Origin of the sequence: Bordetella pseudohinzii, from assembly GCF_000657795.2 — a bacterium.
Classification (GTDB): Bacteria; Pseudomonadota; Gammaproteobacteria; order Burkholderiales; family Burkholderiaceae_B; genus Bordetella; species Bordetella pseudohinzii.
Genome location: NZ_JHEP02000008.1, coordinates 1 through 16,588 on the forward strand (window position 1 = coordinate 1; position 16,588 = coordinate 16,588).

Annotated in this window: 13 protein-coding genes and 1 pseudogene; 2 read left to right on the forward strand and 12 right to left on the reverse strand. The window is 59.2% G+C overall.

Features of this window, described 5'->3' with window-relative positions:
- Positions 1-261 (reverse strand): annotated as a pseudogene (locus L540_RS11630) (hypothetical protein); the annotation flags it as partial.
- A gap of 131 nt (positions 262-392) precedes the next feature.
- Here L540_RS11630 and L540_RS11635 point away from each other — a divergent pair.
- A complete protein-coding gene (locus L540_RS11635) occupies positions 393-1,085 on the forward strand; it encodes a Crp/Fnr family transcriptional regulator (protein ID WP_082149615.1) in 693 nt (230 codons plus the stop codon).
- 86 nt (positions 1,086-1,171) lie between these two features.
- Here L540_RS11635 and L540_RS21550 read toward each other — a convergent pair whose 3' ends face one another.
- The 5 genes from L540_RS21550 to L540_RS11655 all read right to left on the reverse strand — a co-directional run bounded on the left by L540_RS21550 (position 1,172) and on the right by L540_RS11655 (position 7,433).
- Positions 1,172-1,849 (reverse strand): helix-turn-helix domain-containing protein, encoded by a 678-nt coding sequence (locus tag L540_RS21550; RefSeq protein ID WP_268902916.1) that lies wholly within the window; start codon positions 1,847-1,849, stop codon positions 1,172-1,174.
- A 79-nt stretch (positions 1,850-1,928) separates the two neighbouring features.
- Positions 1,929-2,894: a Bug family tripartite tricarboxylate transporter substrate binding protein gene (locus L540_RS21225; protein WP_082149616.1), complete on the reverse strand. Its 966-nt coding sequence runs from the start codon at positions 2,892-2,894 to the stop codon at positions 1,929-1,931.
- Positions 2,895-3,101: 207 nt separating this feature from the next.
- Positions 3,102-3,731 (reverse strand): hypothetical protein, encoded by a 630-nt coding sequence (locus L540_RS11645; protein ID WP_131726042.1) that lies wholly within the window; start codon positions 3,729-3,731, stop codon positions 3,102-3,104.
- 388 nt (positions 3,732-4,119) lie between these two features.
- Entirely contained in the window at positions 4,120-5,649 is a 1,530-nt protein-coding gene (locus L540_RS11650) for a UvrD-helicase domain-containing protein (protein WP_043208648.1), read from the reverse strand.
- A complete protein-coding gene (locus L540_RS11655) occupies positions 5,646-7,433 on the reverse strand; it encodes an ATP-dependent nuclease (RefSeq protein WP_043208650.1) in 1,788 nt (595 codons plus the stop codon). Before L540_RS11655 ends, L540_RS11650 begins: the two co-directional genes overlap by 4 nt.
- A 605-nt stretch (positions 7,434-8,038) precedes the next feature.
- On the opposite strand from L540_RS11655, the gene L540_RS11660 reads away from it, so the two are divergent.
- Complete coding sequence (locus tag L540_RS11660) at positions 8,039-8,578, forward strand: JAB domain-containing protein (RefSeq protein WP_165590422.1); 540 nt, start codon at positions 8,039-8,041, stop codon at positions 8,576-8,578.
- Between the two features lie 51 nt (positions 8,579-8,629).
- Here L540_RS11660 and L540_RS11665 read toward each other — a convergent pair whose 3' ends face one another.
- The 6 genes from L540_RS11665 to L540_RS11690 all read right to left on the reverse strand — a co-directional run bounded on the left by L540_RS11665 (position 8,630) and on the right by L540_RS11690 (position 16,581).
- Positions 8,630-10,120 (reverse strand): tyrosine-type recombinase/integrase, encoded by a 1,491-nt coding sequence (locus L540_RS11665; RefSeq protein WP_048026330.1) that lies wholly within the window; start codon positions 10,118-10,120, stop codon positions 8,630-8,632.
- A gap of 283 nt (positions 10,121-10,403) precedes the next feature.
- Complete coding sequence (locus tag L540_RS11670; RefSeq protein ID WP_043208654.1) at positions 10,404-11,384, reverse strand: Csu type fimbrial protein; 981 nt, start codon at positions 11,382-11,384, stop codon at positions 10,404-10,406.
- Positions 11,375-13,594, reverse strand: coding sequence for a fimbria/pilus outer membrane usher protein (locus L540_RS11675; RefSeq protein WP_054471584.1), 2,220 nt, complete (start codon positions 13,592-13,594; stop codon positions 11,375-11,377). The genes L540_RS11670 and L540_RS11675 overlap by 10 nt, the downstream gene beginning before the upstream one ends.
- 136 nt (positions 13,595-13,730) lie before the next feature.
- The gene (locus L540_RS11680) at positions 13,731-14,549 is read right to left on the reverse strand and encodes a fimbrial biogenesis chaperone (protein ID WP_082149618.1); all 819 of its coding nucleotides are present in this window, start codon (positions 14,547-14,549) and stop codon (positions 13,731-13,733) included.
- 17 nt (positions 14,550-14,566) lie between these two features.
- Positions 14,567-15,133 carry a Csu type fimbrial protein gene (locus L540_RS11685; protein WP_231584780.1) on the reverse strand — a complete coding sequence of 189 codons (567 nt, stop codon included), beginning with the start codon at positions 15,131-15,133 and terminating at the stop codon, positions 14,567-14,569.
- A 551-nt stretch (positions 15,134-15,684) separates the two neighbouring features.
- Complete coding sequence (locus L540_RS11690) at positions 15,685-16,581, reverse strand: LysR substrate-binding domain-containing protein (protein WP_043208658.1); 897 nt, start codon at positions 16,579-16,581, stop codon at positions 15,685-15,687.
- Positions 16,582-16,588: the final 7 nt, after the last annotated feature.

Consider the following 16,588-nt stretch of genomic DNA (forward strand, 5'->3'; position numbering starts at 1 on the left):
AGGTGGCTCAGATTTACTTTGCGCGAAGTGGCTCATTATTACTTTGCGCGCAACATAGTACTTCTCTATCACCTCTGCAACATGATGGTGGGCGCAGACCTGAATCATAAAATCGACGTCACCCGTGCGCATCAGCTCCAGGCCGGCAAAGAAGTCCTCGATGTAGATGATCTCTGTTTGGTTTAGGCCATGAAAAGCAATGTAGCGACGCGTGTTGAGGTCGTGGTTGCTGCCAGCCGGACCCAAGGTAGCAATTTTCATTTCCTTCCTCGCTTTCTGTGGTTAAGCGCGAAAAGTGTAGGCAGAATTGTGGATATTGCCCTGTATCTAGAGATTCAGCTGCACCACAAATCTTCGGGCCGTGCGACTGCTCTCTACCCGATGGAAATGCCATGAGCTCCGAGCCAACCTTTGCCTCTTGGGATGCGTGCCTTCCTCACACCGCCCGATGGCTTTCAAATTCTGATATCGGTCAACGGAAGGTGGTTCCTGGCGGAACCCGCCTGTATCAGCAGAGTGACATGCATCGGGATTTCTACTTGATTCGCAGCGGATTCGTCCAAACCGCGATGAACCACGAAAATGGTCGACGCTTGCTGCTAGAAGTAATGGGGCCAGGATCAATGTTTGGCGAAGGAGCGGCCTTCGAACAAACTCCGCGATTCGTCGATGCTTGGACCGTTACCGCCTGCGAATTGTCGATGTATGAACCTGCGGAAGTGACAAAAAGTCAGGATGCAGTCGAGTTGCTTGAAGATCTGATCAAGCTGATGGCGGCAAAGCAACGAATCTTGGCATTAAAGCTGCTCCAATTCAGCAATGACGAACCTGAGCTAAGGCTTCGACATCTCATTGCGCGAGTGGTGGCTGTACAAGCGCGGTCAAAGAACACTTCCAATACACAGGTCAGTCAGATCTGGATCAGTCAGGAAAAATTGGGAGAAATGTGCGGCATGAGCCGCGTGAGCGCGGCTCGGTCGCTGCGTCGTATGGCTAAGGCAGGGCTGGTCGTGACCCATCCCAAGTACGTAGAGGTACTGGACGTCGATGGTTTATTGAACAATCAATCGCATCATCTGTACTAACGAGAACTACCGATCCCACAGCAGCATACTGGGAAGAGTTGATGTTGAAGTCAGCAAAACGACGAACCAGCACCCCGGGCAGCAGATCAGTCCCGCAGAGAAAAAACGACCGAAAGGTACGAAACTGGCTTCTCCACAATGGACACGACGCCGTGTAGTGCTGTAGCGTCAAAAAGCAGAGTATCGCCAGGCCCCAGATCCATGCTTCGACGGCCGTATTGGTATTGAAGTCTGCCAGAGAGGATATAAATGAGCTTAATGCCGGGATGCTGAAACGTCGTATATGGCTCAGCTTCACTTTCCAAGACGACCTTGTACGGCTCAACAAACATGTTCCCTGACAGCTGATGACCTATCAATTCGTACGAATACCCGCGAATGACGCCTTCGCGTTCGATACGTAGGCCTTTCCCAGCAGGTACGTAAGAACAATCAGTCCGCTTCTCCTGATCCGTAAAAAAGCGCGACATTGGGACGTTCAACGCTTGCGATATGCGCTCCAGCGCTTCAATCGACGGAGACGCCAATCCATGTTCAATTCTTGAAAGCATCGACCGAGAAACGCCGGAGGTACGACCTAACGCCGCTGCGGAAATGCCGCTGGCCATCCGCAATGAGCGAATTTGAGGCCCAAGCTGGGCAGCTACGGAACTCCGTTTTTGAGCCGTTTCAGCGCGGAGGGGATTTAGAAGCTCTGTAAGTCGAGCGGGCGGCTTGAAAGGGCGAGCGGCCGGAAATGGAGAGTTCGTTTGCTTCGATTTCAACGTGCGCTACTCTTTCTTACTGGCTTAGACGGGTCTCCAAACGGGCAAACCCGATCCCGGCATTACATCTGTAGGGTGGCTACTTGTTCAGGCCCAGGGCATTCCGGAATGCAGCGTATTGCGCGGACTTGAGCTGAACAAACTCATCGGCTGTGCCGTATTTGGCCGGAACGACAGCCAAGCTTTCCATCCTAGCCATGAACTGCGGGTCCTTTTGCATGTCCCTCACCGCATTGCCAACCACCTCTGCGATCGAAGATGGCAGCCCGGGTGGGCCTTGGAGCGCATACCATACCTTAGTGTCGAACTTTTGAAAATCCGGATACTCACTTAGGCTAGGTAGATCAGGCGTGATGGACGTACGCTGCGCATCTGTGGTCGCCAGTGCGATCAGTTGGCCATTTTGGATGTACGTAAGGGCTGACGGCAAGGCAAGGACAGCTACATCGACGTTCTTGCCGATCAAGTCATTTATGATCTGGGGGGCGCTTTTATAGGGAACTCGCAGTGTCTCGATGCCTGCGGATTTCTCAAACATCAAGCCTGCCAAGAACAGGCTGGTGCCGGGACCAGATGTGGCGAGAGCCAGCTTGCCAGGGTTGGCCTTCGAGTATGCGATGAGGTCGCCGACCGATTTGAATCCCAAGTCTGGCCTTGCCACCAACACCATTGATTGCGTGCCAATAAGCGCTATGGGAGTTAGTGTGGAAGACTTCCCGGAGGGCATCGTTCCGCTGGCCATCTGTTGCATTTCAAATTCCAAACCATTGCTGACTGCTAGAACGTAGCCATCGGCTGGCGAATTCATGGCTTTGTTCACAGCTATCGTTCCTCCGGCTCCGGGAATGTTCTCGATAATGACGCTCTGTTTAAGCCTGCTGGACAAACCCTCGGCAATGTACCGTGCCATGGTGTCCGTGCCGCCGCCGGCGCCGTAGGGCACAATGATTGTGATAGCTTTCGCGGGATACGCTTGTGACCAGGCAGTTCCCGTCGCGACAAAGAAAGCAAGAAAAGCAGCGATTCTTCTGAGATGCGAAATCATGTGTTCCCCTTACGATTTATTGCCCGGTCCGGGCTATGGCTGATGCTCGACCCTACTTAGGGCCGGATGACGACTTTTTTGCGACGTATGAAGGTGAATCCGTTTTGAAACGTGGCTCCTGTAGCCGCACTGAATGATGTGGTGACCGGCGCCACTTGCCGGGCACAGTGCGTAGAGGGCGCGTGATCTGGACGCGTCTCTGGTCGCCTACCCGCGATTCCGAGCCGCTTCGCCCCTCAATATTTCAAGGTCCCGTGAAAACCCACTCTCCCTGGACCCTAAGATTTTTCCGTTGTAGGCTCGCGTTCTGCCATATACGATCCAGACATCATCAGGCGAACCGATGACTTCCTCGACTCGAACTTTGTCGGGATGCTTGTCCGCATAAGTGCGGTAAACGAGCCCAGAGTCGATCTCCCCAGCCAGGAGGCTCTCAAAAATCAGAGGCAATGATTTCATGGAAACTTTGGTTTCCCAACGCGTGAGGTCGCAGTAGCCCTCATTCGCCGGTAGCAGGGCTCCGATAGTTTTAGGGACCGTCACGTCAAGCCTGGTCAGGATCGCCAACTCTTGGCTATCTGAAATAAAACTGTCGATCGCAAAAACGTCGCGAAAGTTCTCACCTAGCGTTTGAGGAGTTTCCGGGTGTACGGCACACTGAAGGATGTAATCGATGGAGCGTGCGCGTAACATTGCGATCGCCTCGCGGAACGAAACGACGAAATTAATCTCATACGATTTGACGTCATGAAACTCCATGTATCGCTTGCAGACCATTTCGTGATTGGTACCGCGGGGACCGAGCGTGGCAATTCGTACTGTGGGTTGCTGATTCATCGATGGAACCGGTAGTTGGTGGGACTTCTTCAGCCACAGTATTTAGGCAGACTTCTCAAACGGCAACCGGTTCATCCCATGCAAATGGCGCGAGAGGTCGTCGCCACGAGCTCACACTCTGTCGTTGCATGACATGCAATTGAGTGATGTCCGCACTTGGATCATCGACGAGAACTCATTCACGCTGAGCGGGTCGCCATTGCGAGGGTGTATCGCTGTATACACACTCCTGGGAAGTCAGCCTGGATAAGTCACGCGGGAGACAACGAAGCGCACCCACCACTAGGCCCGGACTGCGGGCCTCTGCCACTGGGCTCACCGTCTACTCGGTACGGGCCCCCAGCGCAAACTGCCGATCGCCGAAATGGTCTCTCAAGGGGGGCGCCCGTCAACGGACCTTGAAAAGGGGACTCGGATTGGATGTCGAAACCACCAATGTGAGCGACTTTTTTGCCCTGCTCAAGGCTACATACATCTTGGATTTGGCGTACAGGGTCGATGTGAACCGCGCCTTGTCGCAGGCCATCAGCATCGCGTGGTCGCACTCCAGGCCCTTCGCCTTGTGAATGCTGCTTAGCACCTTTGGGGGTAATGAAGGACGGGAATGGGAGCGCATACGCGACACCTCCGCAAATCCTTCGTCCGGATCTGCAAACTGGCCGATGCGCACGGCATCCCGCAGTTCGGACCAGTGATCGATCTTCACGGTGTCAAAGCCCGCGGCGTTATCCTTCACCAGCGCAACGATTTTTGTGAGTGCGTTCGACACGCCCGTATGCGAGGGATTGTTCAGGAGGCATCGTGCGACCGCCTGGATGTTGGCCGGCTTGCCCGTGGTGGGGCGCGCCGCCCTGGTACGAACTTCTTGCAAAAGTCGGTCACCGTGGCTGGACGAGCTGAATCCCGCTGCGACGCTTCCCATGAAGGAAATGAGACCCTGCGCCACCGTTTCTGGATCGCCATGACTGGTGCGTAGTGTCTGTACGAGCGTCCCTAGCGCATCACGCGTATGCCCTTCCCAGATCGGCACTGTCCGAAACCAAAAGGCCCGAAGGGCCGACACCAAGTCGTTCTGCGATGCGAGAACCATAAGCTGCGAGCTGCTTTTCAGCATCTTGTCGATCGGTACTCGATGCTCCTTGGACAGTTGGTAGCCCGTACGCATCTGCGCCGTGTTGTTTCCGACAAGCACCCTAACTGATGGAGGTAGCGCTCCGGTCAGGTCTATTGGAGATCCGCGTTCCAAGCTCTCCCGCGCCTCGATTACCCAAGCCCCCAACAGAGGACAACCGGTATTCCAGCGGTGAGGGGTGATCAGCTTCTCGCCCGCTCCCTGCGCCTTCAAAGCGTCCCAGCGGGCACGATCCTCGCGCGCGGCTTTGTCGGTCTTGGCGCCGTAAATCCGCTGCATGGGATCACCAAAGATCCGGACAGTTGCGCCAGCGGACAGTAAAGACATGACAACACTGTGCTGATCGACACTAGTGTCCTGGTGTTCATCGCACACGATGACTGGGTAGCGCTGGGCTAGTGCACGAGCGACCATTGGCTGATGGCGCAGAAATCCCGCGACTTTGGTTGCCATGATCTCAAAGCCTTGCCCTCCATCCCGCCAAGCCCAGGAAGTTAGATCGCGCGGAAGACCAAGTGGCTTGTGATACGCCAGCGCGATCTGCGCAATCAAGGCATCGATGGTCTTGATTTCGACGCGTGACCCGGCTTTCTTCGTGCGTTCTGCGAAGACAGAGCAAGCGGCGTGGGTGTGCGTCAGGATCAACAAGCGGCCATCACCGATCGCACCTACCACCTCCTGCGCGTACGCAGCGGCCTGATATGTCTTGCCGCAGCCCGCCGCAGCTTCAATGATGACTAGCCGCTCGGGTGAGCGGAGAAGCTTGGCAACGGCGTGGTCGCTCATAGATCGAGCTCTTCCACCGTCTTGTGGCCCACGGCTGTCAGTACTGCGTTGATCAACGGAAGCAACTGCGGCTGCATTTCCGCCCAAGCGCCTAACGCCACCATTTTCTGGGCCAACTCCTGCCCACCAGCGTTGGACTTGAACCATTGCTGGGAATGCTTCTTCCAAGCCTTTTCTTGGCCTGTGGGCGCGCCATCCTTGCTTCCGCTGGCGGCTGCGATAATCAAAGTGCGCCACGTTTTTCCGGAGGCTTTCAGCGCCGCATCTATCGCCTCGATGCTCTTGTCCTGAAGTCCCAGGCGCTCCGCTAAAGTCCGAAGGCGATAGCCATCCAGTTCGCCTTCTGCATCTTTCAGCAATGCGAGAAGATTTTCTTCGGGAATGGCCCCGATCACATGATCCTCGGTGCAGCCCTTGGACCACTGGTGCAATCGTTCTTTGAGCTTGTCCTTCAGCTTCTTCCACCGCTCAGGAGCCGTACCTTCGTCGTCAGCCAGGCCGGCAAATAGCAAACCGGAAGACGCGAGCGTCTCCAACAGATCCAAGGTCGCATCGTTTCCCTGACCATCGCAGACTCGCACCCCGTGATCGAGCGGGTTGCCCTTAAAGGCCCTCTCTAATAGGTACTGTAAAAAGCCGACTTCGGTGGGCCCTTCTGCAATGACGGCCACACGCGCCAGAAATGTTTCAGGATCGCGTTTCTGCTGTGGCCCGATCTTGTCCCGAGGCAGCGCCCCGATGGCGCCCGCGCTGTCCAGATACCAGAGGTCCGCCTGCTCGGCACACGAAATGGCGATAGGGCTATGCGTCGTGAGGAAAATCTGTCCGTGTTGGTTGGCCAGGATATTGATGAGCTTGCGCAGACGGTATGGCTCCAGCCCGCGCTCAATCTCATCGATGAGGGTAACGCTTGCTCCCTTGTCCGTTGACGATGCGATTTCGAGTGCAGCCATACGTCTGGTGCCAGCACCCCAACTGTTCAGGGGCAACGCCACCCCATTCTCGGTCGCCACTAGCCCGATGAGCGCGCCGATGGACAACCCCTGGCTCGTCGTAAGACCGAGTTTCAAATTGCTGGGAAGCGCGGCACCTGCCATGCGCGCATCCAGCGATTCAATCGCCTCCTTACCCTTGTCATTGAGCGAATCGTGCAAATTGAGCCCTGCGACCTCCTTGCCGATACGTGCCCGCAATGCGCTATCGGCCAACAACCGATCCAGCGCCGAGCCATAGACAAGGCGCAGATCGCGATCATTGCGCTCATCCGCGCTCATTCGAACCAAGCCGATACGCCGGCGAACGGCTGACGAAAAATGGGCCGATTCGTCATCGGGTTGCACGACCTCCCATGCGAGTTCCAATTCCGCGGTACCCCGTACCCGCACGCGATATACCGGCTCGCTCGGCGCGGCAGGGCCTTCTTCGTCGGCTGACGGAGGTATCGCATCCTGCCCGTTCCACGCCCACGGCCACGCAAAAGTGCTCTGCGAGCCGATGCCGGTCGTATCGGGTAGGGTCATGACGGCTTCGATGACGAATTCCTGCGCGCTGTCGCGCGCCCAATAATCGGCCTCAGAGATGACCGCAGTGTTCGATGGCGAAAGCAGCAACGCAATCGCTTCGAGGATGGTCGTTTTTCCGGCGTCACCCCCACCCAGGATGACGTTCATTCCTTTCGCAGGCCGCCATGTTAGGGAGTGGATGCCCCTGAAGCGTTGAATAGTTATTTTATGAATTCGTGCTGTTTGGGCCATGTCATCCTCAATTGCATGGAATAGGGGCATACCCAGAAACCCGTTCTCTTACGTCATTCAGGAGCGCGGGCTTCGGATACCGTCACCGGTTCACAATCGCGCGCATTTCTTAATTGCAACAAAATGCTAAGAACATAGCTTAGCAGTACTCAATCCAGTGAGCATTCTTGGTATCAACTGTCTCTGCGAAAAAATGCAGACGACCGCTTTCGCGCTTCACTAGACATTGGCGCGCTACAAGTGATTTTCTGCTTCTTGGGCGCGGGCAGCCGTTGATGACGGGCCTTTTCCGTCCGGCGCGCGCACGGGCACGCTCCCTGGCGCAAAGGGGGGCAACGGTAGGCACTTTTGCGCGGGTCCCCAGTCGGACCGATGGAAGGTGAGATGGTCGAGAAGCAGCCGACATTCCCGGACAAGCGCGAAGTTGGCGAGGCTTTTCTCATCGTCAAGCAGTGGGATGCGCATGCGTGAGGTCAGTCCGGCAAGGGCACTGGCTTCTTTTGGTGGGCTCCAGATAATGACCATTGACCACTGACCACAGCCAACAGCGCATGGTGACGCCAGTTTCGACACCTTCCTTTGTTGACGACCGATCGCCAATGGTTGGTTGGCGACCCTCGCTTTTGGAGAGAGCAATGCAACTAAGTTTCAGTAGTGCGTGGGCAGGAGAAAGGCGGGTGCAGGAAGATGTCCAAGACGCACCAGTGGTACGCGAGGCGGGCGGCCTCTATCGAGCCGCAACCGCGGAAGAGCTGCTACGTGCGGCTGCGCAGCAATTGGAGGGGGCGCTGGGTAGTCGCTTGCCAGTGGCCAAGCCATCCGCCGCCATCGACTATATCGTGACGCGGCTGGCGCTGTCGGACGTTGAGGTGTTCGGCGTAATGTTCCTTGATGCGCAATTGAGAATGATCGCCTTCGAGGAAATGTTCAGAGGCACGCTGTCTGAGACGAGCGTGTATCCGCGCGAGGTCGTCAAGGCGGCTATTCGGCACAACGCGCATTCCATCTTGATTGCCCACAACCATCCCTCGGGTTCGTCGCAGCCAAGCAGGGCGGACGTTGAGGTTACGCGGCGCTTGAAGGAAGCAGTGGCTCTGGTGAATGTGACATTGGTCGACCACGTGATCGTGGCGGCAGGTAGCGGCCATTCCATGGCCAAGATGGGCTTGATCTAGGCTTGCCCGCCTGCGTCCAACAGCCGAAGACCGAACGGTCTTCGGCTTTTTTTACGCCGCGAGTAGCTGCTTGGCGGTGAGCCGCTTTTGAAGCTCGGCTGGCGCCACGGTTCCCGACAGCAGTCTTTCCAAATATTCGCCGAGCTTCGCCCATGCTGCTTGCTTCTCGTCGGCGTAGTCGTAGAGTTGGTAGTGCCGCCTGACACGGTTCTTGCCCGTGTGAATGACGTGATTTTGGCAGCGGTCGATGATGTTTGGATCGATTCCCAGTGACTCCATGATGGTCGACCCCGTTCGCCGCAAATCATGAGGCGTCCAATTGCCGTTTTGGCCTTTGCCGAGCACCAGGGAGTTGTCCGAAGCGCGACGTGCTTTGGCCTTTCCGTTGAACATGGCTTGCCGATCTTTGATTTGCTTAGTAAAGGCCTGCTTGTACATCGGTTGGTCTACCCCCGCGTCATCATTGTCGCGCGAAGGTAGGAGCCAGCGGGATGATCCTGCCAGGCTGACCAGGGTCTCGAAATGCTTGACTGCGAAGGGTGACAGAAAGACCAGGTGGTCGCGCTTCTGTGATTTTCTGCCCTTGACGTTCGCCTTGGGAATGAACCACGTACCTTCTCGGAGATCGAGATGCGAAATTTCGGTTAGGTGCAGTTCCCCTATCCGGCATAGCGTGCTCAAACAGATCCAGGAAACTGCCTGCAACGCCTTGGATGGAGGCTTCCTCTTTCGCTTGTCATCCGAAGCGAGATACTGCTCCTCCAACTCGCGGTATCGAGTCTGGAGTTCGACAATCTCAATAGGCGGGAGAACCCGTTCGCGCGCGTTATCCGGGTCGTAATCGTCCGCCAGGAGCACCCCGAGCTCAACCAGCTCAACCGGATTCCCTTCCGAAAGCAGCTTTCGCCATGGTTGGCGCTTTTCTGCCCAATGGAACATCTGGCCCAGTATTTGGTAGGTCACCTCGGCAAGCCGATTGCAACCGCGGCCGACAATCGAGCGGATCACTCGCTCAATATCCTTCTCGCGAATTGATCGCACGGGAGTATCACCGATCAAGGGAAGCACGTCTTTTTCAACGATGCGCTTCACTTCGGTGTTGCCATCTGCTCGCTTCACTCCCGATTCCAGCCAACTTTTATACATCTCTTGGAACGAAAGGGCGTCGGTCGTGGCCTCTTCTTCAGCGGCGGTTACAGCGGCAGATTCAGCTGCCATAGCTTCCCGCACCTGGGCTTTTTCCAAGTCGCGGACGGCTGACGGATTGCGGCCCGCCTTAATGTCCGCCCGCGCTTTGTTCCTGGCGGAGCGGATCTCGTCGAGTGTGCGCTCCGGCCATGAGCCGCAGTAGAATCTCTTTACCTTGTCGCCCATGCGATAGGCGTATCGCCACACCACGGCCATCGTGCCGCGCTGAATGCGGATCTCCCCACTCAGGCCGTCTCCATCGGCCAGGTGATCACCGACCCATTCCGCCGGTACCGCTTCCAGTTCTTTGACGGTCCACCGCGCACCTTTTCCGCGTTTTGGGTATCTCGTCATATTTCTTCGAATCTCTCCGTTCTTCTGCCTCAAGCGCCATATGGGACAACATATGGGACAACATTTTTGCGGCTGTCAGCGTACATTAGCGAACGTCGACGAACAAGGAAATTTGGATAAAGCCTTACGAATCAGCTGGTTATTCGTTCGCTGACGTTCGCTGACGTTCGCGCGTTTCTAATTTGGGAGCAGAGGGTCGCGAGTTCGAATCCCGCCGCCCCGACCAAACAAATCAAAGGATAGGCTTGCTTCTGGCAAGCCTATCTTTTTTTTTCGGGTCCGGTCAGTAATAAAGCGTCGCAACAATGGTGTCGCTATAGCTGCCGACGGCAAGATCCGGCTGCGCGGGCACTTCGCCATACACGGTGATGGCAACGGTGTTGCCGGCGACATCGGTGGTGCCCGCGGCCCTGTCTGTCTCGTCATCGTCGCCCCAGACGCGGGTATGCGCTTCGTCCAGATACAGCTGATAGCGCGCGGTGCCCGCGGGGCCGGCCATTCTGCGCATGGCGCCGTCAAAGTGCTGGCCATTGTTCAAACCGACTTTCCATGGCGTGCCGGGCGCGCACTGGACCCGGATGGATCCGTGTTCGTGAATGGCTTGCTGGGGCGGGGGCGTGGCGCCGAAATTGATGTCCGTCGCCACGATCCAGCAGGCATTGTCATAGGTGGCCAGGACGCCGGAGGAGTGGAATGCGAGCGAGCCGCCGCCGCTGCCCCCGCTTGTGCAGTCCGCCGAGACGGGATAGTCCGTGTTGCTGTAGCGGTACCGCAGCGTGCCCTGGATGCCTTGTTCCTGGAAGTTCCGCGATGCGGACACGGCCTGCCCGGGATAGACCCAGCCGTAGATAGGCGCATGTGTCGATACGGGTGAGCCGGGCGTCACGGCGAGTTGCGTCTGGTAGACCGGGATCGAGCCAGGCGCGCCAATCAGCTGTGTGTGCGCGGGATCGGAGAACAGGTCGTACTTGAGGAATCCGCCGTTGTAGTTGGTCATGCGCCGCGTGGCCTGGCCCGCGCTCCAATCGCCCGGGCCGAGATAGAGGCATATCTGGTAGTACAGTGTCCGGCCGCCGGCGTAATCCGGCGCGCAGGTGTACTTCAGATTGCTGGTCGTGGCCCGGCCGGCCGCGGTGACCGTCCCGAAGTTCATCGAGAACGCGCCGTTGACATGGCAGGTCTGCGCCTGGGCGCTTGGGCTGGCGAGAAACAGCAGCCCCATGGCCATCAGTTGGCACAGGCCCAGGAGACGTCTTATCGGCATATCAGCTCTCCAAGATCAAACCGGCCATGCTGGGCGAGGCCCGTGGGAAGTTCGACCGCGCAACGCCCCCCCCGGTCGCGGACGGTGATCTTGGCGCCTTGCGGCGGGTCTTCGACATAGACCCGGCCGTCATAGCCGACCACGATCGTCCGGTCTCCCGGGCTCAGTTTCGCCACCGTGCCGGCGCGGACGAAGGCGCCGGAGGCATGGCGCAGCGCGAATTCAAGCGCCAGCGTCGTTTTCATGGGAAAGCGCGCGACCATCCCGCTGCCGGTGGCGGGCACCGCCTTCATGCGGACGCGCTCGACGCTCACGTCCGCGGGCAAGACCAAGGGGTCGACGGAAAGGTCGTTTTCCTGCCAGGAATTGAGCGGCGTGACCAGCAACAGGCCTTTGTCGTCGGTCGCGCCGACCAGGCGATTCTCCAGTTTGACGGGGACGTTCGCAATGCCATCGGTCGACACCAGGGCGAAGGAGTCATAGACGCGCCGCATGGGGAAGACGCTGCCCTTCATGAGCAAGATGCCTCCGGTCGCGCCGGCATAGCCGGTCGTGTTGCTTGGGGCATCCTGGTTGTGCCAATACTGGGTGCCGGCCCGCCATTCGCCGTAGCGGCTCAGTTGATTGATTTCGGCCTGTCCGCCGCCTTCCTGGCCCGCGCTGGCCTGCATCCGCCATCCCCAGCCGTCGGCGTCGCCGGGCAGGTTGCGGGCAAGCCCCGCGGTGGCGGTATTCCCATGGTTTTGATGTTCCATGCTGGTCCACGCCTGGAGCTTGTCGCCCAGCGGCAGGGTCCAGTAGGCGTACGCGCTGGTGCCGCCCTTGCCGTCCAGGTCGCGATTGGCGCCTATGCTCAGATGGCCGTATCGGCCCAGGGATTGCGACCAGCTGAGTCCGGCGTAGCTGGCGCGCGGGCTGTCGCGATAGTCTTGCCGGACATAGCTCGCGCCCAGCTGCCCGCCGCCTATGCTCCAACCCAGGAAGGCCTGGGAGGTGCGCAGCGGCAGCCGGGATCCCTGCAGCGTGCCGATGTCCCGGAATGAGGCGTCCCGGCGCACGGTGGAAAGATTTACGCTGATGTCATGGCCCTGCCACTGATAGCCGGCGCCGTACTGCTTGCCGCGCTGTGCATCCTGGTTGCTCGATGCGCCCGAGACGTTGACCACGCCGAGTTGGCCCAGTCTGAACAAGGCGCCCACGCCGCCCATGGTCAGGCCGCCGGCCGCCTCGCCATGCGCCTCCAGCGTGATGGTGTTGCTCAAACCGTAGCGGCCGCTGGCGCTGTACATGACCTCGTTCGCGTAGGAGAAAGAGCGCAGGCCATAGTCTTCGCGCAATTTCCCGACTTCGAACGACCAGTCTCCGAGACCCTGCTGCAGCAGCTGGGTGCTGTTGTAGATCGAAAAATTGACGACGCGGCGCTGCCCGGTAATGTCGGTGATGACCATCTGGGCCGTGCCCGCGCCGGTAATCACGGGAGTGCCGACGATCTGAAACTGGCCCGGCGGCACCTGGCTTTGCGCCTCCCGTATGCCGTTGACATAGAGATCCACCACGGAGGGCAGGGCGGTTTCGCCGACGAAGGACGCCAGTGGCACGGTCACGCGATAGGGCTGGAGATCGAAATTGCGCGAGATGCGCAATCCGCCAAAGCGCATGGTGCGGGTCCAGGACAGCGCGCTGTTGAAGGTGTCTCCCACGGTCGCCGTGATCATCGGGTCCGGGAAGTCCAGCTGCCAGGAGCTGTCCAGGCGCGTGCTGGTGAAGGTGTTTTCACCATGGTTGCCGCCCAACGATTGGACCAGGTTGCTCGTCTTCCATAGGCCCGGGCCCACCCCGAACATCCTGAACTCGGTCCAGCCGCTGACCATCCGGGCGCTCCGGTCTTTCTGGCCATAAAGATCGTAGTTGAGCAGCAATCCCGGCGCCTGGGCCGTGGGGTCCAGATGGGGCATCGCGGGCGTGCGATAGCCCAGTTCGGTTACCGGTCCGCTCAGCGAGCTGACGGGAGCGAGCAATATCAGCTGCTGGTCTGTCGCGTCATAGTCCTGCCGCAGGCCCGGCACGTCGTCCAGCTTGACCAGGCCGGAGGCCGATGCGGCGCCAGGCCAGGTCAGGCCCAGGTCCGTAAGCGTCGCCGCATCCGCCAGCAGCTGGCCGTCTCGCAATACGAAGTGCGCCACACGCCGCAAATGAACGCGGTTGAGCATGACCTCCAGATAGAGGTCTTCGTCCTGCCGGGAATCCGCGGCCTGGCCGGCCGGCGCTTCCTGGGGCTGGGGCCCCGGGTGTTCAACCGCCTGGGCGGCGCACCCGGGTTTCCCTATCCCGATTGCAAAGACAACGCTAGCGGCAAGTGCCTTCCAGGGGCACCGCTTGTGCGTCAGTGTCATCATTGAATCGAGCTTTAAGCGCAAGGCCGGCGGTCAGCGGCGCGGGAGATTTGATCGCCCATCCCATTTGTTTCCCAGGCAGCACGTAGCCGAGCAGGCCGTCTTCGATAAGCTGTTGTTTCCCATCGGTCGATACGGCGGTCACCGAACTGATCCGCAGGGCGCGCGGACTGTTATTGCTGAAGCGCAATTCCGTGCCGCCGCCTCTGCGCGGCGTGAACTGGGCGCACACCCGGCTGAGGTCGGTCTTGTGCGGCGCTTGCGCGTCATCCGCGGGATCGGCCGGCTTGGCCGAACTCGCCGCGATAAAGACGGGTATGGAGTAGCGCAGCAGGATTTTCAGCCCCACCCCCTTGGCGGGCGTTTCCTGGGGCAGCTCGTCAATCAATACCCGATAGGTCTGTTCATCCGCGGCCGGGGTGGGCTTCAGGCGGACGATACGCACGGTCTGCCGGTTGCCCGGCGCCACCCGCATGATCGCCGGGCTGGCGACCACGTCGGTCGCGGGGATCAGGCGATCCGCGCCGCCTTCCTGCGTCCAGCGCATGACGCGCACCTGCGCTTCCAGGGGATTCTGGCCGCTGTTGAAGACTTGCAGCGCCTGCGCTGACTGGGCGGACTCGAATTGCAGACGCACGGGCGACACCTGAAGCACCGCCGCCTGCGCTGGCTGCAGGCTTCCGAACGCAAGCCAGGTCGCCATGGCGCCGATGAGGCCGGCGGCGGCATACAGACGCGGGCGACGGTATGCCGGATACTTGATCAAGCTCATAGTGGCCTCCAGATTTTTCAGTAAGTAATAGTGGCCGTGATGGTGTCGAGATAGCTGCCGACAGGCTCGTTGCCGGCCAGCCTGGCTCTGGCGAATACCGTGAGCGCAATGTTGTAGGCCGGGCCTATGCCCTGCCCGATGCCCGAGTACCAGGAGGTGGAGTCATTGCCCCAGTTCTGCGTGCGCGCGGCGTCGTGCGTCAACTTGTAGCGGATGGAGGTGCCGGAGCTCGCATTGAGCATGGCCCGGTCGTCGGGATCCCGAGACGTCGTGCCGCCATCAAGGCCCAAGGTGAAGGGCAGGTCCTTGGTGCACTGGACCTGGATCGTGCCGGTCTCGTCGATGTCGAAATTCGCGGCGGCGGGATGAGAACCAAACTCAACATCGCTGGCGGAGACAATCAGGCAAGTGCCTTGAATCGAAATCCGCACCTGGAAGGTCGTGTCCGTCGTCTGGCTCTGGGCCAGGGCGGTGCTTGATGTTCCGGCAATGACGCTGGCGGCCAATACCCGGGATAAGCGGCGAAAACTGTGCATAAGATCATCCCAAAAATGTGAATGCATCCATTGCGCGAACGTCGTCATGGTTCGAGTCAACTCGCAGATGAGCGATCCGCCCACCTGTGTCCAGGTGAGACAGCGGAGCGACGACGGCATCATGCATGGATGAGTCAGGCCAAGCCTTTGGCAGGGTTATCAGGAAATGATGGCGGAGGGCGCCGATGTCGACGCATGTGCAGGAGACTGCGGGCTGCATGGTTCGATGCAGCGTCCCAGCAGAGACCGATAGGCACATGAAACGAGGAACCCATCACGCTCGGGAAAAGGCACGGATTTATTGATTCTGTAAGTGGGCGCCTTGAATGTGAGCGGTGACAGTGATATTGACGTTCGGGAGGCTAACCGGAAAGGCCGCGCCAGCCCATTAAGGCTTTCCCCTAGGGAATCCAGGCAGGCGCATCAGGCGGATTCTGTTACGAACGATGTTGGCTCGCGCCGCGGTTGTTCGGCGTGAATGGACGCCCCAGTGGGATCATCGCAAATACGCGATGTCCGCTTTCTGTGGAAAGAATTCCGTGGACATGGGCACTGTCGTGATGCGCTCGTTTCTTGCCGCCGCGCGGGCAGGGCGTGTTTCAGCAGGCGAGGGAGGCTTGCTGCCGCACCAGCAGCCGCACAAAGGTTTCGCATTCGGGGCGCAGGGGTTCGAAGGCCGAGTTGATGAGGTAGACGGCCACGGGAATGTCCAGGTCCACCGGGCGCACGGCCAGGCCGCTCCAGAGTTCTTCATCGACGCAGAATTGGTTGACGAGCGCGACTCCGATGCCCTCGTGGACCAGGGCGCAGGCCTGTTCGGAGCGGTTGATTTCCACCAGCGGGGTATCGTCGACGCCGGCGGCGCGCAGGCGTTCGCGGATGAGGGCGCCCATCGGCATCTCTTGTTGGTAGAGGATGAGCGGCACGCCGGCCAGGTCGCCGAGCTTGATGGTCTTGCGCCGCGCCATGGGGTGGCTGCGCGGCACGGCCAGGCCGATTTTGCCGTCGAACAGCGGGGCGCAGTTCAGGTTGGGATGATCGATGGGCCAGATGGACAGCGCAAAATCGATGACCTTGCCCAGCAGATCGGCGGGCATCTCCTTGATGAGGCTGGTCCGGTAGGAGAAGGCCGCGGGCGGCTCGGTGGCGAGATAGCGTTTGATAGCCTTGGGAACGACGCGCAGGCCGAGGGCGGGGCTGCTTGAGAAGCTGATGCGTTGCTGGCGCTGCTCCTTGAGGTTGTCGACCAAGCCATCGATGCGGGCCGCGGCGCCATAGAGTTCGTCCACTTCCCGGAAGATCACGCGCGCATTCTCGGTGGGGCGGAGCGCGCCGTTCTTGCGGTCAAACAGCATGAGCCCGAGGCTGCGCTCGATATGGGCGAGGGTGCGGCTGATGACGGGCTGCGATACGAACAGCATGCGCGCCGCGCCGCTGGCCGAACCGGTCAGCATGACGGCCCGAAAGACCTCCATATGTCGAAGCTTGAATTTCACCTTGTCT